The 25224-nt window shown below is 34.9% G+C and carries 18 protein-coding genes; 2 read left to right on the plus strand and 16 right to left on the minus strand.

From position 1 onward, the window contains the following. Positions 1-253: 253 nt before the first annotated feature. The 14 genes from O3607_RS02580 to O3607_RS02645 form a co-directional block, all read right to left on the minus strand. Positions 254-7993, minus strand: coding sequence for an ESPR-type extended signal peptide-containing protein (locus tag O3607_RS02580; RefSeq protein WP_285364988.1), 7740 nt, complete (start codon positions 7991-7993; stop codon positions 254-256). Positions 7994-8370: 377 nt separating this feature from the next. Then, a complete protein-coding gene (gene trxA, locus O3607_RS02585) occupies positions 8371-8691 on the minus strand; it encodes a thioredoxin (protein ID WP_227282900.1) in 321 nt (106 codons plus the stop codon). 9 nt (positions 8692-8700) lie between these two features. Then, positions 8701-9075: a CoA-binding protein gene (locus O3607_RS02590; protein WP_371443261.1), complete on the minus strand. Its 375-nt coding sequence runs from the start codon at positions 9073-9075 to the stop codon at positions 8701-8703. 125 nt (positions 9076-9200) lie between these two features. Further along, positions 9201-10169, minus strand: a complete 969-nt coding sequence (gene gluQRS / locus O3607_RS02595; RefSeq protein ID WP_227282899.1) for a tRNA glutamyl-Q(34) synthetase GluQRS — start codon at positions 10167-10169, stop codon at positions 9201-9203. A 117-nt stretch (positions 10170-10286) separates the two neighbouring features. Further along, on the minus strand, positions 10287-13196 hold the full coding sequence (locus O3607_RS02600; protein WP_285364994.1) for an insulinase family protein: 2910 nt from the start codon (positions 13194-13196) through the stop codon (positions 10287-10289). A gap of 140 nt (positions 13197-13336) precedes the next feature. Next, a complete protein-coding gene (locus O3607_RS02605) occupies positions 13337-13654 on the minus strand; it encodes a hypothetical protein (RefSeq protein WP_005386222.1) in 318 nt (105 codons plus the stop codon). A gap of 7 nt (positions 13655-13661) precedes the next feature. Next, complete coding sequence (locus tag O3607_RS02610; RefSeq protein WP_060924195.1) at positions 13662-14891, minus strand: aspartate kinase; 1230 nt, start codon at positions 14889-14891, stop codon at positions 13662-13664. 219 nt (positions 14892-15110) lie between these two features. Continuing rightward, the gene (locus O3607_RS02615) at positions 15111-15500 is read right to left on the minus strand and encodes a class II SORL domain-containing protein (protein ID WP_060924194.1); all 390 of its coding nucleotides are present in this window, start codon (positions 15498-15500) and stop codon (positions 15111-15113) included. Positions 15501-15648: 148 nt separating this feature from the next. Next, positions 15649-16191: a cob(I)yrinic acid a,c-diamide adenosyltransferase gene (gene cobO / locus O3607_RS02620; RefSeq protein ID WP_024065941.1), complete on the minus strand. Its 543-nt coding sequence runs from the start codon at positions 16189-16191 to the stop codon at positions 15649-15651. A gap of 2 nt (positions 16192-16193) precedes the next feature. Beyond that, the gene (locus O3607_RS02625; RefSeq protein ID WP_371443262.1) at positions 16194-17573 is read right to left on the minus strand and encodes a cobyrinate a,c-diamide synthase; all 1380 of its coding nucleotides are present in this window, start codon (positions 17571-17573) and stop codon (positions 16194-16196) included. 29 nt (positions 17574-17602) lie between these two features. Then, entirely contained in the window at positions 17603-18310 is a 708-nt protein-coding gene (cobI, locus tag O3607_RS02630) for a precorrin-2 C(20)-methyltransferase (protein ID WP_371443263.1), read from the minus strand. A gap of 86 nt (positions 18311-18396) precedes the next feature. After that, positions 18397-19251, minus strand: coding sequence for a sirohydrochlorin cobaltochelatase (locus O3607_RS02635; protein WP_371443264.1), 855 nt, complete (start codon positions 19249-19251; stop codon positions 18397-18399). Positions 19252-19458: 207 nt separating this feature from the next. Then, positions 19459-20340, minus strand: coding sequence for a sirohydrochlorin cobaltochelatase (locus O3607_RS02640; RefSeq protein ID WP_371443265.1), 882 nt, complete (start codon positions 20338-20340; stop codon positions 19459-19461). Between the two features lie 119 nt (positions 20341-20459). Then, positions 20460-20816 carry a hypothetical protein gene (locus tag O3607_RS02645; RefSeq protein ID WP_371443266.1) on the minus strand — a complete coding sequence of 119 codons (357 nt, stop codon included), beginning with the start codon at positions 20814-20816 and terminating at the stop codon, positions 20460-20462. Positions 20817-21295: 479 nt separating this feature from the next. On the opposite strand from O3607_RS02645, the gene O3607_RS02650 reads away from it, so the two are divergent. After that, positions 21296-22285, plus strand: a complete 990-nt coding sequence (locus tag O3607_RS02650) for a sirohydrochlorin cobaltochelatase (RefSeq protein WP_371443267.1) — start codon at positions 21296-21298, stop codon at positions 22283-22285. Between the two features lie 51 nt (positions 22286-22336). Next, a complete protein-coding gene (locus O3607_RS02655) occupies positions 22337-23278 on the plus strand; it encodes an ABC transporter substrate-binding protein (RefSeq protein ID WP_371443268.1) in 942 nt (313 codons plus the stop codon). 68 nt (positions 23279-23346) lie between these two features. Here O3607_RS02655 and O3607_RS02660 read toward each other — a convergent pair whose 3' ends face one another. Both O3607_RS02660 and O3607_RS02665 read right to left on the minus strand, forming a co-directional pair. Then, positions 23347-24129, minus strand: coding sequence for an ABC transporter ATP-binding protein (locus O3607_RS02660; protein ID WP_371443269.1), 783 nt, complete (start codon positions 24127-24129; stop codon positions 23347-23349). Next, positions 24129-25124 carry an iron ABC transporter permease gene (locus O3607_RS02665; protein ID WP_009351759.1) on the minus strand — a complete coding sequence of 332 codons (996 nt, stop codon included), beginning with the start codon at positions 25122-25124 and terminating at the stop codon, positions 24129-24131. The genes O3607_RS02660 and O3607_RS02665 overlap by 1 nt, the downstream gene beginning before the upstream one ends. Between the last annotated feature and the right edge of the window lie 100 nt (positions 25125-25224).

The raw sequence follows: 25224 nt of genomic DNA on the forward strand, positions 1-25224 counted from the left end.
CGATACATATGTTCGAAAATAAATAATAATTAGCTCATAAAAACCACTATCTACCACCAAGAGGAATTATATAGTTCTATCTGTATCTAATCCCCACTACAAGATAGCTATCCACTCTATTACACCAAAATATAAAGATATATATGGAGATAATCACCACACATCCACACAAAAGAAAACCGCGTAGCATTTCTGCTACGCGGTTTCTATACCTACGATAGATTATCATGTAACCCATCGGTTGGGAGGCATATTATTTAGTTGTTTTTACAGCTACTTTTGGAGCTTGTTGTGGTTGTTGTGCAATCACTTTATCAAGAAGTTCACGAATTTCTTTGTTTTGTGCTTGCAAATCAGCCACTTTGTCTTCAAGAACTTTTACAGTTGCAGGAGATGCTTTAGGAGCTGTAGGAGCATTACCAATACCGATTGTTACACCAGCATTTGCCATTACGCTATGGTCACCACCATAAGCTGCACCAGCATGGATTAATAAATCAGGATTTGCATAATGAGCTACACCCAACGCAGTAGATGTTTTACCTTTGTAAGTACCAACAGCGGCCATAATTTGAGCTTTTTGACCTTCATGGTATTCGATAGGTTTCAATGCTGCCAAAGCTGCTGCATTAGCACCTACAACTTTAACATCACGTTCTACGCTGCTAATGCGGCGAGAGTTTTCTGCGATTTGTGCATCATGTTGTACAAGTGTTGCATGATCTTGTAATGCAATGTTAGAAGCTTTCAAGCTGTAATTTGCAGCTTCTGCTAATGTACTGATATCTTGAGTATTTTTATTTACTTGTAAGCCCAATACATTAACTTTTTCATTATTTTCTAATGCAATAGCACCAATGTTTTTAGTTAATTTAACGTTTTCATCAACTTTAGTATTTACATTTGCAATTGCTGTTGCATTGTTAGAAATGTCTTCTGTATTTTTGTTTACTTGTAAACCTAATACACTAACTTTTTCATGATTTTCTAGTGCTAGAGTACCAACAGCTTTAGTTAATTGTGCATTTTCGTTAACTTGGTTAGCTACTGCAGTTACACGGTTATCTACCTTAGTGATATTTGTAACATTAGTATCTACTTTAGCATTTAGAGTGTTGATGTTTGTAGTATTTGTATTAACTTGGCTAGATACTTTGCTAATATTGCTTGTATTTGCATTAACTTGGTTAGTTACATTTGTAATATTAGTTGTATTTTGGTTAACAACATTATTAATATTAGCAATATTAGTTGTATTAGTATTAACTTGTTTAGATACATCGTTAATAACTTTACTATGTTCATCAACTTTGTTGATTACTTTTTGTACAGTTACATTAGTATTTTGAATTGCTTCAGCATTTTGCTTGATCGCTGCTTTGTTAATATTGATGTTTTCAGTGTTATGTTTGATTGCTTCAGTATTAACAGAAACTTGGCTTTGAACATTTTTAATGCGTTCTTCGTTAGCATTTGCTTTTTGAGTATTAACATTAACTTGTTCTTTTACTTTGTTTACATCAGCGCTTACATTTTGTAAGTTCTTAATTGCTTCAGTATTTTTGCCAACTTGATCTTTCAAACCAGATACATCAGTTTTGATATTGTTGATTACAGTATTTTGATTATTAACTTTCACATCAATATCATTTACCTTGCTATCGATATTAGTTACTTTATTGTTAATATTAGTAACTTTGTTATCAATATTTGTAACTTTAGCATCAATATTCTTCACATCGTTTTTAACGTTAGTAATGTTGTTGTTTACAATATTGATTTTTTGATCAACTTTAGCATTGATGTTTGTGATATCGGCTTTAACTACTGTCACATCAGCTTTAATATTGTTTACATTCTTTTCAACGTTAACAACATTAGCTTTAATGTTATTAATATTGGAAGTGTTATTTTGAATGTTTACAGTATTAGCTTGGATATTACTATTTTGAGCGTTAATGTTTTGAGTAATATTTTCTACTTTTTGAGCTACATTAACGATTGTAGTATTGCCTTTACCAACTTGACCTTTCAAGGATTCAATAGCTTGAGAGTTAGCATCAACTTTACCAGTTAACTTGTTAATAGCTGTTGTATTAGATTCAATACGGCCAGTATTAGCATTTACTTTAGCAGTTACATCTGTAATGTTAGCAGTGTTACCAGCAACTTGTTTGCTAATGTTTGCAATAGCTGTTGCATTGTTAGCAATGTTAGTTGTATTATTTGTAACTTGTTTGCTTACATTCGCAATAGCTGCAGTGTTATTAGCAATATTTGTAGTGTTAGACTCTACTTTATTGTTAATATTAGCCACATTTGCTTTGATGTCAGTAATAGACTTGCTATTATTAGCAATTGCATTTGCATTAGCTTCAACTTTTACATTTACTTCATTAACTTTGTTGTTGATAGTTTTATTAATTTCTGTGTTGTTATTAGCAATCTTAGCATCAATATTTTGATCAACTTTGTTAATGATTGTTGTGTTATTTTCGTTGATTGCAGTTTCAATGTTTTTGTTAATAACAGTGTTATTATTAGTAATTGCAGTGTTGATATCATTTCTAATCACTGTGTTGTTTGCTTCAATCTTAGCATTGATTGTGTTTTCAACATTAGTAACTGTTGTACCAACTTGGCCTTTTAATGCTTTAATAGCATCTTCATTAGCACTGATACGTGCAGAGTGATCTACAATGTTACCTTGTAAGTAGTCTAAACGTTCATCATGACGATCTACACGTTTAGTAAGACCAGCTACATCACCTTTAACACCATCAATCTTAACATTTACATCACCAATCTTAGTATTAATAGTGTTGTTGATTTGTTTGTTGTTTTCATTGATTTTTACATCGATGTTTTTATCAACTTTGTTAATGATTGTTGTGTTATTAGCAGTAATCTTAGCATCGATATTTTGATCTACTTTGTTAAGAATTGTAGTATTGTTAGCTTCAATCTTGTTATTGATAGTAGATTCGATGTTAGTGATAGTAGTACCAACTTTGCCGTTCAATGCTTCAATAGCTTTTGTATTCTTGTCGATAGCAGCTTTGTTATTGCCAATGAATGTACGGTTTTCGATAGCAATTGTACCAGCTACATTGATGTCTTTTTCATTTTGGTCAACACGTTTAGTAAGACCATTCAAGTCACCTTTAATGCCGTCAACTCTAACATTTACATTGTTGATTGTATTGTTAATCGCTTTGTTGTTTTCAGCGATCTTAACATCTACAGATTTATCAACTTTGTTAATAATTGTTGTGTTATTTTCGTTGATTGCATTTTCAATGTTTTGGTTAATTACAGTGTTGTTAGCTTCAATCTTAGTATCGATGTTTTTATTAATAACTACATTGTTTTCAGTAATTTTGTTATTAATAGTAGTTTCGATATTTTGAACTGTTTTACCAACTTGACCTTTTAATTCATCAATAGCTTTTTTGTTATCGCCGATAAATTTACGATTTTCGATAGCAATTGTACCAGCTACATTGATATCTTTTTCATTTTTGTCAACACGTTTAGTAAGACCATCCAAATCACCTTTAACACCGTCAACTTTTACATTTACATTGTTAATATTTGTAGTGTTGTTTGCGATGTTTGTGGAATTTTCAGTGATACGTTTGCTATTGTCAGCAATTGCTACTACATTAGCTTGAATGTTTGTAGCATTGTTAGCAATGTTAGTAGTATTATTTTCTACTTTACCATTGATATTAGTAATTTGGTTTTTAATATCGTTGATTACTGTAGAAGATTTACCTACTTGACCTTTTAATTCATCAATAGCTTTTGCATTAACATTGATATTTGTAGTGTTATTTTCAATTGCAACTTTGTTATCGCCAATGAATTTACGGTTTTCAATTGCAATTGTACCAGCTACATTGATATCTTTTTCGTTTTGTTCTACACGTTTAGTAAGGCCAGCTACATCACCTTTAACACCGTTAACTTTAACATTTACATTGTTAATAGCAGTTGTATTGTTAGCGATGTTAGTAGTGTTAGCATCTACTTTCACATTAGTTGCATCGATACGTTTGCTATTATTTACGATAGCCTTTGTATTAGCATCAACTTTAACGTTTACGTTGTTGATCGCAGTTGTATTGTTAGCAATATTAGTAGTGTTAGCATCTACTTTCACATTAGTTGCATCAATACGTTTGCTGTTGTCTACAATAGCTTTAGCATTAGCATCAACTTTAACATTTACGTTGTTAATTGCTGTAGCATTTTTAGCAATATTAGTTGTATTATTTGCAATATTTGTAGTATTGTTTTCTACTTTACCATTGATATTAGTAATTTGTTTCTTAATATCGTTAATAACTGTAGATGATTGACCTACTTGACCTTTTAACTCATCGATAGCTTTAGCATTGATGTTGATATTTTTAGTATTGTTTGCAATAGCAACTTTATTATCGCCAATGAATTTACGGTTTTCCATTGCAATTGTACCAACTACATTAATATCTTTTGCATTAGCTTTCACACCATCTTCAACTATAGAGATACGTGTGGAATGATCATTAATATTATCTTGTAAGTAGTCTAAACGTTGATCATGACGATCTACACGACCTTTAAGGCCATCTAAATCACCTTTAAGACCATTCAAATCACCTTTAACGCCATCAATCTTAACATTTACATCACCAATCTTAGTATTGATTGTATTGTTGATTTGTTTGTTATTTTCATTGATTTTTACATCGATATTTTTATCAACTTTGTTAAGAATAGTAGTGTTATTTGCATTGATTTTAGCGTCAATGTTTTGATCTACTTTATTAATGATTGTTGTGTTATTATTATTGATTTTTTGATCAATATTTTGGTTAATAACAGTGTTGTTAGCTTCAATCTTAGTATCGATATTTTTATTAATAGTTACATTATTTTCTGTAATCTTATTATTAATTGTAGTTTCGATATTTTTAATTGTAGTGCCAACTTGACCTTTTAATGCATCAATTGCTTTAGTGTTTTTATCAATAGCAGCTTTGTTATTGCCGATGAATTGACGATTTTCCAAAGCAATATTGCCAACTACATTGATGTCTTTTGCATTAGCTTTAACACCATCTTCTACTACAGTAATACGTGTAGAGTTATCTACAATATTATCATGTAAGTAGTCTAAACGTTGATCATGACGATCTACACGCCCTTTAAGGCCATCCAAATCACCTTTAACACCATCAATCTTAACATTTACATCACCAATTTTTTTGTTGATTGTATTGTTAATTTGTGTGTTATTTTCGTTGATTTTCACATCAATGTTTTTATCAACTTTGTTAATGATTGTTGTATTGTTAGCATTGATCTTAGCATCAATATTGTTATCTACTTTATTGATAATAGTAGTATTGTTAGCTTCAATCTTATTATCGATAGTTTTATTAATTACTGTATTGTTTTCGTTGATTTTATTAGTAATTGTATTTTCGATATTTGTGATTTGATTGCCAACATGACCTTTTAGCTCATCAATAGCTTTTTTGTTAGCACCAATAAGTGTACGGTTTTCAATAGCAATTGTGCCAGCTACATTGATGTCTTTTTCATTTTGAGCTACACGTTTAGTAAGACCATCTAAGTCGCCTTTAACACCATCAATTTTTACATTTACATTGTTGATATTATTATTGATTACTTTATTATTTTCAGTAATCTTAGCATCAATGTTTTGGTCTACTTTATTAATGATGGTTGTGTTATTATTATTGATTTTTTTATCAATATTTTGGTTAATAACAGTGTTGTTAGCCTCAATCTTAGTATCGATATTTTTATTAATTACTGTATTATTTTCATTGATTTTATTAGTAATTGTGTTTTCGATATTTGTGATTTGTGTGCCAACATGACCTTTCAAATCATTAATCGCTTTTTCATTGTTGGAAATACGCGCAGAGTTAGCATCGATGCGTTTACTATTATCTACAATGTTTGTAGTATTAGTTTTCACATTATCCTCAACAATGGAAATACGTGTAGAATTATCTGCAATATTATCTTGTAAGAAGTCTAAACGTTGGTCATGACGATCTACACGGTCTTTAAGGCCATTTAAATCACCTTTAACACCGTCAACTTTTACATTAACGTTATTAATTGCAGTTACATTTGCGTCCACTTTGCTATTGATATTAGTGATATTGTTTTTAATATCTTTAATATCTACTTGAACATTGCCGATGTTTTGACCAACTTTACCTTTCAAATCAGCAATATCTTTAGTGTTGATATTAACTTGGTTTTGAGTGTTGGATACATCAGTCTTAATTGTTTTATTATCTTGTTCAAGCGTCTGGATGCGACCTTCATGATTAACTAAAACTTTACCTTGATTATCAACTTTAGTGTTTAATTCAGTAATTGCAGTGGCATTTTTATTGATATTTGTAGTGTTGTTAGTGATGTTTGTTGTATTAGCATCTACTTTAGCACTTAAATCAGTTACAGAATTATTAATCTTAGTAATATCAGCTTTAACAGCATTAATTTTATTATCAACGTTAGTATTTACTTGATTAATAATAGTTGTGTTGTTAGCTTCAATTTGAGTATTAATATTTTTGTTAACTTCATTAATAATATTTGTTTTGCTATCGTTGATTTTTATATCTACATTCTTATTAACTTCATTGATAATCTTAGTGTTATTTTCACTAATTTTATTATCAATAGTTGTGTTAATATTATTGATTGTTGTGCCAACTTTACCTTTCAAGTCTTCGATGGCTTTTTTATTTTCACCGATAGCTTTTTTGTTATCGACAATACCTTTGCGGTTTTCCATCGCAATAGTATTGTTGAAAGTAATGTTGTTAGTGTTTTCTTCAACTTTAGCAGTCAAATCAGCAATAGATTTACTATTATTATTAACGTTAACAGTTAAATTATTGATTGCTTGTTTGTTGTCGTTAACCTTAACATCAACATTGTTAATGTTATTATTCAACTCAGTCTTCACATTGTTAATATTTGTTTTAATATCATTAATCTTAACATCTACATCTTTGTTCACATTGTTAATAATAGTAGTGTTATTATTTTCAATTTTTTGATCTACTTGATTAAGAATTGTAGTGTTATTGTTTTGTATTTCATTTTTAATATTTTGATTTACTTGATTAATGATATTAGTATTATTAGCTTCAATATGTTTTTTTACACTAGCATCAATGTTTGTATTTACATTATTAACAACATTATTTGTAATATTAGTGATTTTATTATCAATTTTTACATCAATATCGTTGTTAATTTTAGTAAATTTAGCATCAATATTATTGTTAATATTTGTGATGTCTTGTTGGATATTAGTGATTTGAGTGCCGACTTTACCTTTTAATCCTTCAATATCTTTGCTATTTTGATTAACTTTAGCTTTGATATTTGTAATGTCAGTTTTTACACTCTCAACCTTATTATTAACAGTATTAATATTAGTAGTATTGATATCTACCTTTTTATTTACAACGTTAATGTTATGTGTATTTTTCTTAACATTTTCAACATCAGTAGTTACAACTGTATAGTAGTTATTAATTACGGTATTACCATTGGAACCGCCTTTTTTAGGGATTTGTTGTTGCTGCTGTTGTTGCGGCACTTGTTGTTGCCATTGTTGTTGCTGTTGCTGTTGTTGTTGTTGCTGTTGTTGTTGCTGCTGTTGTTGTTGCTGTTGGTCTAATTGTTGTGGATCAACTTGATGTTGATCTTGCATATGACCCCAAGCATTTTGATCAGGTGTTAACCATCTTTGGCTACCAATAAGATCAGCTCTAGCCCAATCCTCAGGGCTGGATGCATTAGCAACACCTCCAGAAAAGCTAGCCGCCAAAATAACGGCTGCTACAATTGTAGTAGCAGATTTTTGGTGAGACTTAGCTAACTCAGACGTTACGACATAAGCGTGCTTCGTTGCACTCCATACAACTTTGAATACCTTATTCATATTAAGTTCCCTCCCAACATTTGTGGCTCTCACCCCACAATGAAGAAATAAATCAAATATTGCACTCTTTTCACTAAATATTCACAATATTTAACATAATACTATCATATATTATTTTAAATTTCCATTAAAAAATTAATAAGTTAAACTTATGCTTCATTTTTACTCATTAAAAAACGATGAATTATCCGCATAAATGCTGTGTTATTAATAATATTGAATTATGTAAAATGAAAATTTATATTTTATTTTAATTTTATATTTATGCGATACTTTTTATTTACTTCTATATAAATTATGAAAAAAACCTCATCAATGTATGTTTTATACATTGATGAGGTTTTTTTGCCTCTATTTATATGGTTTTATACCGATTATTAGAATTTAGATTCAATAGCACCTTGAAGGTCACCTTTTGGCATGAAGCCAATTTTGCGGTCTACTACTTCGCCATCTTTTAAGATAACAAATGTTGGCAATACTTCAATTTGTAAATTACGTGCTAATTCTGGTTCTTCATCAGCATTTACTTTTACAAAGTTAGCTTTACCTTCAAGCTCACCTGCAATTTCCTCGATGATTGGCATCATACGTACGCAATAACCGCACCATGGAGCCCAAAAATCAATAACAGTAACGCCACCTTGATTTACTAAATCTTGATATTCAGCAGTTTTTAATTCTTTTAATTCGCTCATTGTACCCTCCTACGGTAGTTGAACTAATACACAATCTTGAATGACATGCAGGTTTAAAGCATGTGCTTTTTCAACAACAGATGGTTTATCCGCTCCCGGTTGCAACCACACAGTAGGAATGCCAAGTTCTTTACATTCATCAAGTGCAGCAAGGCCCGCTGCTTCTGGCACAACAAAATCTACCACAGTTGGTACAACAGGAAGTGCAGAAAGACTAGGGTAACATTTGTTACCATCTATCTCTGCAACATTAGGATTAACTGGATATACTTCATATCCGTGATCTTTAAGACATTTATAAATCTTATAGCCGAACTTTTCGGTTTTATGAGTGGCTCCAATAACGGCCCACACTTTTTGATCTAAAGCTTGTTGAATTGTCATTTTGACCACCTCTTATATACTATTATAGCGAAATATCGAATATTGTCAATATAATATATCGAATTTTATAGTTGAAGAATTATACTCTTTTAGCAAATATTTCAGAACTAAAATCAATGTATCTATTATCGCTCAATGACAATTGTTTTTTGTCTTAAACTAGAACACGATAGATCTAAATTCATTAACTCAGAAAGATTTATTTCTCGATGAGTATATCTGTCTCCATCTATAAGTCCACCAGCGACAGCTAATTCCCATAAAATTCTGGATGCTGACCATTGCTGTTCTCGTAGTTCACGTATTGTAATACTCTTTTGACGCTTAGAAAGTCTATTTCCATCTGCATCTACTAAAAGTGGTGCATGACCATACTTAGGAACTTCTATATTTTTATAGGAATAGCATTGTTGTAATGTGTTATATAAATATAATTGTTGCCCTGTTGTATCAAGTAAATCATCACCGCGAATCACTTCAGTTATTCCCATAGCTATATCATCTAATACGACTGCCAAATTATAGGCATACATACCATCACCACGACGTAGTACATAATCATCTAGTTCACCTTCCAAATGAATATGCTGTGTACCTTGCCAGCGATCATCAAATTCTAGATTACATGAATCTATAGCTAAACGTAAGGATGGTTCTTTTATAGAGGATAATTCGTCTACTGCATTCTTGCTTAAATGGCGACATTTACCATCATAACGATGAACTACTTCTCCTACATGAGGCGCTGATGCTATAGATTGTAGCCGTGCTCTATTACAAAAACAAGGATAAATTAGTTTTTCTAATTCTAGATATTCTAGTATATCTGCATAATATGTTTGTCTTTCACTTTGCCAATAAGATACCTCAGGTCCACCTACACGAGGCCCTTCATCCCATTCAAATCCAAGCCATTCTAAATCATCTAGTAAAGCTTCACCTAATTCTCGTTTTGACCGTTGCAGGTCTATATCCTCCATCCGTACAACATATTTTCCTTTTTGTTGGCGTGTGGAGATATATGATAAAAGCGCTATCCACACATTACCAAGATGAATATATCCTGTTGGACTAGGCGCAAATCTACCTTTCATGAGAACTCTCCTATAGTAGAAAACAAGTGGCATATTCATTATGAATATGCCACTTATCCATCCAAAGATATGTCAAACTAAAAATTAAAGCAATATCATTTATAGATATGAAATTATTTAGCCTAAAGACACAATGTTATCAAACACATTACCAGCATCTTTAATTTTTTGTTCGTTACCCATTGTGCAAATATGATTATCATTCAGTACAGGTTCTACTACATCTGCTAGTGCAACAATATCTTCTGGCTTACATGCAATCACTTGTTTACGGAACTCTACTTTGTCCTCTAATTTAGCATCACTGAAGTACATACCCATTGCACGTGGTCCACGCAGCGCTGGCGTCATTGGCAAGTCCAAAGAACTCATAGTACCAATAATATATTTACGCATTTCACGATCAGTCAATGTGAAGTCACGAAGGTATTGAGGCAACTCTTTATATACATCTAAAGTTTCTAACAAGTTAGGATCACGATAACTACAGAAAATCATATTGCCATCATCATAGAAATTAGCAAATGCTCCGTAAGCACCACCTTGAACACGAATACGAATCCAAAGGTATTCATAACGTAATATCGTTTCTAATACGCTCATGGGACCAACATGTTTGAAACCATGATCGATGAAATTACCACCTTGAGCTACGTATTGAACCTTACCAGCTGTAACGATACCATCATTGCCGGAAAGACGAGTGATTTGTAATACATCATTACTCAATTCGGTAGTATCCCAAGTGTCAACCAATGGTTTCATTAGGTTTTCAAAAGCTTCTAATTCGCCTTCTTCACCAACAAACATAATATCTACATTATTAGCACGGAAAATTTTACGAGCTACTTCAGCTAATTTTTCTGGTAATAATGGCAAAGCCGCTGGATTAGAAGCTAGCTCGCTGATTTTTTGATAGTAACCTAAATTGCCATTATCTCTAAACTTACCAACTGCAGAAACTTGAGCCATAACACGTTGACTCACGATAGAATTACCGCGGCGGAATGCTTCATTATCCCAAATAGCTTTGCTTTCTTGAACAAGCTCAGTTAAACGGCTATCATCACTGTAATCTGCCTTTTTTACGACTTCATTAATCAAGCGACATAAATCAGGTAATTTAGAATGTAATGCTTTCGCACGCACAATCATAAGAGGCGTAAATTCATCACGCTTACCATCTTTACTGATGGCCGTAATATCAGAACTCAATCCCCCTAAATTCATATTAATATCTTTAGCCAGTGCTTCATAACCGCGCTCGGATGTATCAACACGGCCGAGGATATCACTTAAAATATCTGCGTAGAACAGCTCATCTTCTGTGAGACAACTCAAGTTAAAGTATAACCCTACATAGTTAATGCCTTTTGTGAAAGTTGGCACAAAGTGTACTTTTGTATTACCAATCTTGCTTTCACGGCGTTCTACAGCTTCCATATTAGGATTTAAATCAGATAACTCGAGCAATGGAATAGACGCTAGAGCTTCATCACTATCTGGAGTTTCTTGACGAATTTTAAGGCGTTTTGTTTGTTCTACAATCGCGTCAATCTCCTCTTTTGTCATATTCGCTTTTACAGCAGCTAAATGTTCTTTAACCTCTGCATCTTTGCGCTCTTGAAGGCCACGTTCAGGATAGATAGATACAAGAACCTTATGGTCATTATTCAAGATAGAATGACGAATTAAATCTTCGAAATATGTACCAGCTAAGCCTTTTCGAATATTCGCTAACGCCTCTTCATAGTGTAATAACTCTAATGGATCATTATCATATAACCAATTATCCATCATGCGGATAATATACGCTAACCCAATAGGTCGTCCCCCAAAGTCGCTTTCACGAAGAGCAAATTCAATGCTATTCAAAGAAGCTTCTAATAATTCTTTATCTAAGCCCTTATCACATAGCTCTTGTAAGGTAGATTCTACAATGCGTTGCAAGTCAGCTTGTTTATCTAAGTTTGAACCCGTAGCTTGTACTGTCCACATAGGTTGACGAATGCTATCTAAATAATAGCCGCTTACGTCAGAGCCAATACCAGCTTTTACCAAAGCCTGTTTAAGAGGCGCCGCTGGAGATGTTAACAAAGCATGTGTCAACACTTCAAAAGCCAAGCTATGTTCAGGCGTTACATCAGGTAATACATAAGCAAAGGAATGCAATGTGCGATTATCTGTTGGTTCTTCAGAACCTACACTATATGGATAGCTCACTACTTTTCCTTCTGTAAATGGAGCTTGTAGAGCTACCTCGGTATGAACCTCAATAGCATCAAAATGACTTAAGTACTCATCATTCAAAAATGCTAATTGCTCTTCAATATTCATATCACCATATAAGAAGATATAGCTATTAGATGGATGATAGTGGACACGGTAGAACTCTTGGAATTCTTCATATGTTAAATCTGTAATATGATCAGGATCCCCACCAGAATCAACACCATAGGTCGTATCTGGGAAAAGTTCGCGCATCATTTGACGCTCTAATACGGAATCAGGGGAAGAGTACACGCCCTTCATCTCATTAAATACAACGCCTTTGTAGGTGAGTTCATCATCTGCATTTTCTAGCTCATAATGCCAACCTTCTTGCATTACGATTTCTGCATCTTCACGAACACGTGGGTAGAATACTGCATCAAGATATACGTCCATCAAATTATGGAAGTCTTTATCGTTCTTGCTGGCTACAGGATACATTGTTTTATCCGGATATGTCATAGCATTCAAGAACGTGTTTAAAGAACCTTTTACCAGTTCAACAAAGGGCTCTTTTAATGGGAATTTTCGAGAACCACATAGAACAGAATGCTCCATAATATGTGCCACACCGGTACTATTGTGAGGTGTTGTTCTAAACGCAATATTGAATACTTTATTAGAATCTGGTGAATCAATATAAATTAAACGAGCACCAGATTTTTCATGCTTCATTTCATAAGCGGTACCATTGATCTCATCAATGCGCTCAATGCGGTCAAGGCGAAAGCCAGAATAAACCTTATTTATTTCCATGCTGTCCCTTCTTTCTATATAAATATAATTAATTTCTTCCTAACAATTCATTATAACACATCGACAACTCTATATATAGATGTTAAGAATAATTATCGAAATTCAAAACCCCATAGGCATTACCGCCTATGGGGTTCATTTTATTTATTATGTTGCATTTGCCACTTTTGATTGCGGCGCAAGGTTAACAAGCCTTCTAACACTGCTTGGAATTGTACAAAGCTTAACGTATACGGTGGGTACATATCAGGTACCACCTTATAAGAAATAGTAACTTCGGCCTTATCATAATCGTAGAAAATGCCATGTAAATTACTTACCGTAGTATAACCAGTTTGAGCTTGCTCCAATGTTGGAATAGGCTGATTTTTTAGATTTCCTAGTAGATCGCTAATGAAACCTTCCTTACGACCTTGGTCATTGAGCATTTCATCCATAAAACTACGTAGACTATCCATAAATAGATTAACCTCTTTGATCTAACAATAAGCCATTGTGGATTACACGAACAGCATCTTTAACGCGATCTTCAGCAACAAGGCAAGAAATACTAATTTCAGAAGTAGAAATGATTTCAATATTGATGCCTTCTTGGCTCAAAATATCAAACATTTGAGCTGCCACGCCTGGTTGACCTAACATACCTGCACCAATGATAGATACTTTTGCCATTCTTTCGTCAATATTTACAGCTTCAATATCAACAGTTTTTTGTAATTCTGCTAATACTTCACGAGCTAGTACAACATCATCCATAGCTACAGTGAAGATGAGGTCAGTTTTAGGTTCACCTACGGCGCGGATAGATTGAACAATCATATCAACATCCACGTTTTTTGCAGCCAATGCTTTGAACACAGTTGCTGCAACACCTGGTTTATTTTCAACGCCTACAAGGGCTACTTTTGCTGTATTAGTATCATCAGCTACGCCAGTAATTACGTGTTTATTTGCTTCCACAGTATAATCCTCCCGAATAATAGTACCTGTATTGTCACTAAATGTTGAACGTACGTGAATAGGTACACCATAACGGAAACCCATTTCTACAGCGCGAGGTTGCATTACACCTGCACCAAGGCGTGCCATCTCAAGCATTTCGCCATATGTTACTTCTTCTAATTTGAAAGCCTCTTTTGCAACACGAGGATCTGTAGAGTAAACGCCTTCAACATCTGTGAAGATTTCACAAACATCAGCTTTCATAGCGCCTGCCAATGCAACAGCAGTTGTATCGGAGCCACCACGACCTAAAGTAACCATGTCACCATATTCAGTAATACCTTGGAAACCTGCCACCACTACGATATTGCCTTCATCCAAAGCTTCAAATACGCGATTTGGATCAACGCCTAAAATACGGCCTTTATTGAATGTATCACTACTTGTAATACCTGCTTGGTCACCTGTTAAGGACATAGCTTTATGACCACGTTCGTTGAAAGCCATCGCCATTAATGCAATCGTTACTTGCTCACCTGTAGATAGCAAGCGGTCCATTTCACGACCATAAGGCTTAGATGTTACTTCTTTAGCCAATGCTACCAAGTCATCTGTTGTATCACCCATAGCGGATACAACGATAACGATTTTATCGTCTTCTTTCTTCTCACGAAGGACGCGATCAACAATATTAAATATTTTTTCTGGTGTAGCTACGGAACTACCACCAAATTTTTTAACGATTAAGGCCACAATAATCCCTCATTTAACTTATCTACTAAAAATCAATATGCATATACTTTACCACAAACAAATAGCACTGTAAAGGGATATAAGGCAATTTATCCACTATACAAAAACAAAACTCTTTTGAGTGCGGACACAACTTTAGCATGATTATTTCAGTTATTATTAAAATTTACATACAAAAGACCAGCCTTATGGCTGGTCTTTATTAGTTGATTAAGTTAATTAAGCAACTGTGATTGCTTTTTCGGATTCCCACAAACCGTGGATGTTGCAGTAGGATACAGCAATCAATTTACCAGATTTGTTCAAGGAAACTGCCAAAGAACCTTCAGAAATTGCATGTACAGGGCCTTCGTTTGCAGTTGCGCCATCACCATGTACGTTGAAGGAAATTTCACCAACTTCGAATGGCAATTGAGTACCTTCAGCTACGAAGTACAATTTGATCCATTCAATGTGATGTTCTACAGTGTTAGGATGTGCGATATCTTTACCAACGGACAATGTTACGTGGAAAGTTTCACCTGCTTTTACAGTGTCAACAGTCTCGATAACAGGAACGTGTTTTTCAGTAGCGAAATCGCCGGATTTAATGTAATCATGTACAGCCATAGTTAACCTCCTGGTTAGTGTTATATACATACTTAATGTCAAGAATATTTAGCACCTTGTGCTTATGACTATATTATACATTTTCGATATAGTTTTAGCAAGAGCTTTTTCGAAAATTTTAGATTTATTTATATTCAAGCTCTGCGTATTAGAACTCTATCCCCTTGGCGGCTTTAATGCCTTTTTCATAAGCATGCTTAACTACCTTCATCTCTGTTACCGTATCAGCCACATCAATGATTTCAGGTTTAGCATAACGACCTGTCAAAATTACGTGTAAGCGCTCAGGTTTATGTTTAAGCATATCTACTACAGAATTCACATCAATAAGATCGTAATTAATGGCATTATTAATTTCATCCATAATGATAAGATCCCATCGATCTGAATTTACTTCTTCCACTAATGTGTGCCAAGCCTCTTGAGCTGCTGCCTTATGGCGAGCAAGCTCAGCCTCTCCTACTTCATCTCGTTTATAGTAAATAAATCCCTTACCCATGGAACGAATTTCTACTTGGTCCCCTAATTTGGCAAGACCTGCTAGTTCGCCATAGCCATTACCACTTTTAATAAATTGTAAGATTAAAACCTTAAAACCTTGGCCAACAGCACGTAATGCCACGCCTAAGGCTGCTGTTGTTTTTCCTTTGCCATTGCCAGTATTAACTAAAATTAAGCCTCGTTCACTCATATTTAGCTCCTTTTAGCTTTATAGTTAGCACATATATCAACAAAATGTTGTGTACCTTCATCAGAACCAGCAAAGTTCAAATGTAAATACGATGCTAATACATTATCAGTTGCATAGCCGCCATCATAAGATTGAGGTTTGCGGCCCCCTTCTAAGTGAAAGGCCCAAGGGAAATTCTCTACAGTTGGTTCCATCGTAGAGAAATGGAACTCATGCCCACGAAGAGATGTATCTGCAGCACCTAATAAGGTATCTCGCTTAGCTGTAGCCGTAACATACCCTACTTTTTGTAGCTTTTGTTGCATAATGCAATTAGCAGGTACAATACCTACTGTATCATATACGGCGCCCTCAAAATCGTGGATACTTTCACATAAATACATGAGGCCACCACATTCTGCATAAATAGGTATACCTTTTTCATTAGCTTCACGGATAGATTCCTTCATTGACTCGTTACTAGAGAGTTGGAACAAGAACATTTCAGGGAAGCCACCACCAAATACAAGGCCGTCTACTTCGGGAATCACTAAATCATTAAGAGGGCTGAAATAAACGAGCTCGGCCCCTTTCTCTTCTAAGGCACCTAAACTTGCAGGATAGTAGAAAGAGAACGCCTCATCATAGGCTACACCAATTTTAACTCGCTTTTCAATGGATTTAGCATCTACAGTCTCTGGTAACTCAATAGCAGGTGCACTAGATGCAATGTCCAACAATTGATCTAGATTTACCATTTTCTCAACAGCTTCGCGAATCGTGTTGATTGACTCTGTTGGGTCGATTTCAGTAACAGGTGTGAGTCCTAAATGGCGCTCCGGAGAGTGCATACGATCATCTCGATAAATAGCACCAATAACAGGTACACCAATTTTATCCATACCTTCACGAACCATGCGCTCATGGTTGGCAGAACCTAAGCGGTTTAAGATAACGCCGCCAAAGTTTACCTCTGGATCATAATCACGGAAACCTTTAGCAATAGCAGCCGCACTTTCACCCATAGCCTTGCAATCGATAACAAGCACCACCGGTGCATTCAATTGCTTAGCAATTTGAGCTGTGGAGCTAACACCTTCTCGACCACCATCATATAAACCCATAACACCTTCAATAATAGCAAGGTCTACTCCATGCGCCATAGTAGCAAAGAAAGGATTTAATTTGTGAGGTGGCACGAGCCACGTATCTAAATTATAGCTGTCACGGCCGGATGCAATTTTATGAAAGCCCGGATCAATATAATCCGGGCCCACTTTAAAGGATTGCACCGTACGTCCACCATTTGCATAAGCAGCCAATAAGCCCGCTACGATTGTTGTTTTACCTACACCAGAGTTTGTGCCTGCAATGACAACACGTGGAATATGTACTGTGTTCATAAATATTACCTCGTAATACGACGTGTTTGTTAACGGTCCTTACGTTTTGCAAGGATTGTAGACAAGTAGTTGAGTTTAGTATCTTTTGGCATATTATCAAGGCCTACGAATACTTGCTCATCTGGCAAACCTACACGGCTAATCATAACCGCATCATCTGCCATATTGTGTTTAATCAAAGTTTCTTGTACTTCATCAAAGTTTTTGTACACTTTCATGATTACTGCATCATCAGCTACAGCCAATACAGCATCAATTTTTTCTTTAGGTGCTGTAGCAGGAACGATAGCTAATACTTCTTCCTTCTCTACGATTGGATAGCCAAGGTGGGAACCAATAGCACAGAAAGCAGTAACGCCAGGAATTGTTTCAATTTCATGGTCTGTATTTTCGATCAAGCGATATACATACATGTATGTGCTGTAGAACATAGGATCACCCAATGTTAAGAAGACAACGCTTTTACCTTGATCTAAGTAGGACAAGATAATGCGTTTTGCTTCTTGCCAGCCTTCCTCTTGAGTAGCATCATCCAATACCATTGGGAATACTACAGGAACGATTTCTGTATGTTCTTGAATATATGGGGAAGCAATATTAAGTGCTACAGAACCATCTTTCTTTTCTGTTTTAGGTGTGATGATAATATCTGCTTCACCTACAATAAGAGCAGCTTTAACAGTCATTAATTCAGAATCGCCAGGGCCTACGCCAATGCCATATAATTTACCTTTCATGGGGTTCTCCTATTCTTATAGTTACATTCTATTTATAATTACAATATCTTTTATTATAACTAATTTATGCAAGATATACAAAACTACTATTTAATATTTGGAATTGTTGGACGATGTGTACTACGTTTGCCATACAGATTATCAATACAATCTTGCACATGTTGACGGAAGATATCTTGTATTGCTTCATATTCACCAAGTGCGCTATGGATTGGTTTAACTTCATAACCGTAATTGGCAAGTTCATTAATAACGCTATCTTCTTCATCACCAAAGAGATCGTTTTGTGCATGATCTCCAAGAACTAATAATAATGGGTGCACATAAATTGTGTTTGGCCGTTTACCATCGAGCCATTCCCATGGCATAGCTACATCAGCCACATATGGAGCATTCTCTAAAACAGCAATACGTACATTTGTAAGGCCATCACGAATTAGTTTAAATTGTAGGTTGCCATATGATGAATTACCAGAACCGAGACCACCATGACCAACCAATAGTAACCCGTCTTCTTTAGAAATATTAAGCGATTTAATGAATCGGTCAATCAAAATTTGGTAATCATCTGGATGTTCCTCTTGGCTCATGTAGTATACGAGAGGTCTACCTACACGCAATACTTCCAATTGCCCCTCCCCTTCATGAGCGAGGATATTATTTTTCAATTTATCAAACTCTTCCCCCCCAGTAAAATGTAGAGGTTGCACAAAAATATGTGTATAGCCTTCTTGGATAAGTGTCTCTAATGCCCCTTGTTCAGTAGGAATCTCAATCCCCCGTTCTCGTAATCGTTTAACGATAATACGAGAGGAAAAAGCTAGTTCCACAGTATAGTCCGGATACGCTTTACGGATATATTCTACTACGGAATCAATATTATGTTCACGAGCACTGTCAACAGTGGACCCAAAGGCAACAACTAAAATAGCTTGTTTCATGGAAGTCTCCTTATTTAATTAATAATGTATCTTAATCATACCATAGACGACACCTTAGGGGCATACCATAGGACGTATAAAATGGATATTATAAATATTTTTCATAGTAAAAGTAAAAATCCTCCTCATTGGACTTCCAACAAGGAGGACTTTTACGTATATAAAGGAGTGTGGAGAGATGTATGTCTAATTATGTGAGAGATTAAACTAAGAAATCATACCTTGTGCTTCCATACGAGAGTTTGTCATTACAGGTTTTACAGATTCACGAGGCATGGGACGCTTCCGATCAGACATGCGGATAGCTTGGCCTAAATGTTTCAAGAATAAATCTTGTACATAAGGGTTTTCACCAAGACCTTCATTCCAAATATCTACATTATACCCTTCTTCAGCGAGCAATGCATAAATGGAGTCAGAACGCTCACCGCCAAGATAGTCCATTAAATGTGTAGAACCAATAAGAGCTAATGGTACTACTAACAAGTCTTTATGACCCATACGGTCTAATAATGTAAGAGCTTGTTTAAATGTAGGGAACCCATTTGTAGTAAATACTACTACATTTGGTGCTGCCCCATACATGGCTTTCAATTGTAATGTACTAAACTCTAATTGATTTTGACCATTTGCCATGAGCACTACAGATTTATTAAGTGCTTTTGTATTAACATGGCGTACGATACTTTCTAATGTTGCTTCATAATCGTCAGCATAGTTTTTTACACCTAATGATGTAAGTAATGGTTTACCAATATTTACTTGATTAAAACCATATTCATTGCTATGTAAAAACTTCAATGCTTGTTTACGCATTTGTTGGTAACACTGATCTGCTACTAATGTTACAGGTTGAATGTATACCTCATCGATGCCAAGACGAGCAAAATCTTGCATAGCTTCTGTGAAAGAAGAAATCTTTTCATCATATTTCTCATTCCACTTTTCCACTAATGCATCAGATAAGAATACACGGCGTACCTCCATATCGCTATACATGAAACGTACTTTTTTCTCTATACTGCCGATGGATTTCTCCACAGCATCTTGATAAATTGATCCAAAGGATGCAATAATTATGCCTTTCATATGTGACCTCCATATCGCTCATACATGATACAATCTCCATAACTGAAAATTGTTATCAACTACTATGTAATAATAGTACAAGATTAATGTATAGAAGTCAATGAGAAAAAATATCAAAATCAACCAAAATAATGTATAACCGATGCAACACCACATAAAAGAAGAAAAAATATAACAATAAACTTAATTCGACCTGTAAAGGTATCATACCTTCTCTTGTCGCCAGCTGTAATTTTGCCAGAGCGATTATGACGCCATAGACTAAAGACACAAGCAACACAAAGAATAATAATTAAAATATACTTCAAATCAATCATATAACTTGGTAAAGCAATATAATCACTAAACAATGAAAGTCCAAAGAAACAATTCCCTAAGATACCAATTACAATTTTAACTATTCGTTGCCTAGCTATAATGACGAGATAATTCACCATTAATAAGCCAAAGAGACCAATTAGAATATTCTCAAACATATCTACCCTACTAATTTAAAATCATAGTACTCTAATCTATTTAATATATACATTACACTATTACTTCAAGATACACAAAATGATGCTCTGTACTTGTGTAGCGACATCAAGAACGAGGAGCAAACAAGTATAGGGCATCATTTTTAATATATTTGTAGTAATGTTATGGGGTCCCATCAAAATATGCCTAAATAAAGATCAAATAAAATTACTCATGTATTCACATATTCATATCCATATAACCAAAAAGAATATAATTATAAAATCTACTACCATACTATATTCATCACATTAATTTCTTAAAACTCCTTATTTTTTCTATACTTCTAGGGGTATGGGGTTTATTGACACCCCTATTTCCCTTTGTTACGATTGGCGTAAGGTTATATATATGCAATAAATCTACATTTTTCAATATATTAAAATTATGTAAATAATTGCATATCCCTGTAGTTTTAGTTTTGGATAGGAGTATAGAAATGAAAAAACAATTAGCTTTAGCATCCGCTATTCTAGGTCTTGCAGTATCCTTTGGTGCACCTGTTGTATCTAATGCTGCATATCAATTAAATGAAGAAGTAAAAGATCCTACACCTGCATTAAAAGAAGCATCTACTATTGGTGTTCGCACACATGAAACTAAAGAACTTCAAAATCTTCAAAACAAAGATGCTATCGTAGTTATGAGCTTTGGTACAACTTATAAAGAAACTCGTGCTAAAACAATTGATGCTACTGTAGCAGCTATTCAAGCAGCTCATCCTAATACTAAAGTAGTAACAGCTTTCACAAGCCACATTATCCGTGACCGTATCCAACAAAAAGAAGGTATTACATACCCAACTCCTGAAGAAGCATTAGCCCAATTGAAATCTGAAGGTTACTCCCGCGTAGCTTTGACATCCTTGGATGTTATCCCTGGCATGGAATACAACTATGATGTAGCTGTTTATAACCTTTACAAAAATAACTTCAAAAAAATGACATTAGGTACTCCACTTATGTACTGGATGGGTCAAGAAGGCCAAACTGATGAAGTTATTCAAACAATTAAGGCTGTACAATCTCAATTCCCTAAAGTAGGCAAAGAAGATGCTGTTCTTATCATGGCTCATGGTACTCCAGATCCTGCAAATGCTTACTATTCTGTAATTCAAGACCGCATCCATACTCTTGGCTTGAAAAATGTATTTGTCTACACTGTAGAAGGTACTCCAAATCTTGAACAAGTTATCCCTCAATTAAAATTACATGGTATTAAGCACGTTACATTGATGCCATTCATGATGGTTGCAGGCGACCATGCTAACAATGACATGGCTGGTGCTGAACCAGATTCCCATAAATCCATCCTTGAAAAAGAAGGCTTCAAAGTAGATACTTACCTTCATGGTTTAGGTGAAAACCAAAATATCCGTAACTTGTTTGTTGAACGTGCAAACGAATCTTGGGGCGCTTTACAAAAATAATCAATTCATAATTTAACTAGTATCGTTATATAACGTACATAGGAGTACATCATGAAAAAACTACTACTTTGTAGTCTCGCTTTGGTCATGGTTGTACTAGCAATAGCTGGGTGTGGTAAATCCACATCCAGCTCTTCTGCTACTACGAAGGAATTGACCTTTAATGGTCAAACCTATACTGTACCAAAGGATCCACAAAAAATTGCTGTATTATCTAATTCTGTTTTATCTATGCTTTATGCTGTCGATGGTAAAGCCATTAGCCGTGCCAATACAACGGATAAATTAGCCCCAGAATTAGAAGCTCTACCCGCTCTTGGTCAAACTGCAAATATCAACATGGAACAACTATTAGGCTTGAAGCCAGATGTGGTATTGGGTTTAGTAAATCAACATAAAAAATATGAATCCCAATTACAAGCTAATAATATTCCAACCGTACTTTTTGATTATGATGGTATTAAAGATAATGTACCAATGTTAATATTCCTTGGCGAGTTAACCAATCATCAAGATAAGGCTAAATCTGTTATTACTACCTATGAAAGCAATATCACCAAGGTAAAAGATGCAGTTAAAAATCAACAGCCTGCACGTGTTGCCGTGTTACGTGCCACAGGGAAAGGTGTAACTGCCGAAACTGATGAAGCAGTGACTGCATCTATGGTAAAAGAACTAGGTATGACAAATGTTGTTGCCTCCCACCTAGAGGGTACAACCAAGGATAAAACTGTCCCTTACTCTCTTGAAACATTGACGGCAGATAATCCTGATATTATCTTTGTTGTTACAATGGGCAAAGAAGAAGAAATTACAAAAGCCATGAAACAAGCTATGACAGATAATCCTGCATGGGCTAATTTGAAAGCAGTACAAAATAACCGCGTAATATATTTACCATCTAAACTATTCCTATTAAACCCAGGTCTACAAACACCTGAAGCTATGGCACGTTTAGTTAAAGAAGCATACGGTATTAATGTTACATTCTAACATATTGCACCATGCTAAAGAGGGCATCCCCCAAATAGGGAATGCCCTCTTTTTCTATTAGTATCAAGCTACTCAACTAATCCTTTTACACGCACATATTTTTTATTATCAAATGTATCAAGTTGTACATCTACAGAGAAAACATCTCTAAACAACTCATCTGATATTATTTTATTTGTTTCTCCTGACGTTACTAAATGGCCTTCTTTTATAACAGCCATATAATGTGAATATTGAACCGCCTGTGTTAGTTCGTGAAGTACCATGAGAACGGTTAAATTTTGTTCCTTATTTAAGCATTTCAATAACTCCATAATTTCTAATTGGTGATTAATATCTAAATATGTTGTTGGTTCATCTAATACTAATAATTTTGGTTGCTGTGCTAGCGCCATAGCAATCCAAACGCGTTGCCGTTCGCCACCAGATAGAGATGGGATTAATTGTTCTCTCAAATGATTCGTTTTTGTAATGTCTAATGCATAATCAACAATTTCACGATCTTCTTTAGCCGTGTTTTTCCACCACGTTTGGTATGGATATCGTCCACAATATACCAATTCTTCTACAGTCATATCCTTTGGCATATTCGGTACTTGTGGCAAAAATGCCATTTGCCGTGCCAGATTGTTTTGAGAATATGATTGTAACGGTTTATCAAAAATGGTAATACATTCATGAGGGCTATGAATATATCCGATCATAGATCGTAAAAGCGTACTTTTACCACAGCCATTAGGCCCTATTAATGTCGTAATTTTACCGATAGGAACCGATACATTAATGTCATGTAGAATATGACGATTACCAAGAGTTACGGATAACTGTTTTACATCAATAGCGGTATTCATTAGTTATCCCTCCTCAACAGATACAAGAAGAACGGCGCTCCAAAAAATGCCATAATAATGCCCACTGGTACCTCTATAGGGCTCCACATAACACGTCCTATTGTATCACTGACAACAAGAACTAGTGCGCCTAATAATGCGGATCCAGGTAGTAAATATGCATAGTCGTTACCGATTATAAGACGTAACATATGGGGAATAACCAAACCTACAAATCCGATAAGCCCAGCTATACTTACAGCACCAGCTGCTAAAAGAGCAGCCACTGCAGTCATAATAAACCGTGTTTGTTCTACCTTAAGGCCTAATCCCTTTGCAGTTTCATCACCTAAACTTAAAATGGTAAGTCGTTTAGCTCCTAAACAGGCAAAAATAAGACCAATTATAGCATATGGAAACAGCACTTCTACCTGAGGCCAACTGCGTGCAGCGAGTCCCCCTACCATCCAAAGCAATGCCCCTTGTACACGATCACCGAAGAATACAAGTAGTGCTGAAATACCTGAGCCTAAAAAGGCTGCGACAGCAACACCAGCTAAGATAATACGACTAGGTCGCACTCCATTTTTCCATGCTAATGCATACACCATAAGTGCTGCAGCCATAGCACCTAAAAAGGCCACTAAAGGAACTATATGATCATACCCAGGAAATAAAATAAATATGATAACACCAGCTAGTCCTGCACCAGAGGATACCCCTACAATTTGTGGATCCGCCAGTGGGTTTTTCATAACCGCTTGTAATATAGCCCCCGATACTGCAAGACAGGCCCCTACCAAAGCAGCCACGATATTACGGGGCAAACGAATATTCCAAATAATCTGTGAAGCCGTATCTGTTAATTCATCAGACCATAACGTTCTCCATATCTCTGCTAGCGATACAGGTGTAGAACCCCAGATAAGAGATATAATCATACAAGCTATCACTGCAATAAGTAAAACAATGATAACAGATAAACGAAAGGCCTTTCGTTCATTAATAGACTCCATACGAACCCCCTCTCCATATCTTCATATACAAAATAAGTCATTTTGAAAATTCTATATTTTAGACCTAGTAACAGCGATTTTAGAGATACTACCAATTAAA

It is taken from the genome of Veillonella sp. 20925_1_51, assembly GCF_041431445.1.
GTDB lineage: Bacteria > Bacillota > Negativicutes > Veillonellales > Veillonellaceae > Veillonella > Veillonella nakazawae.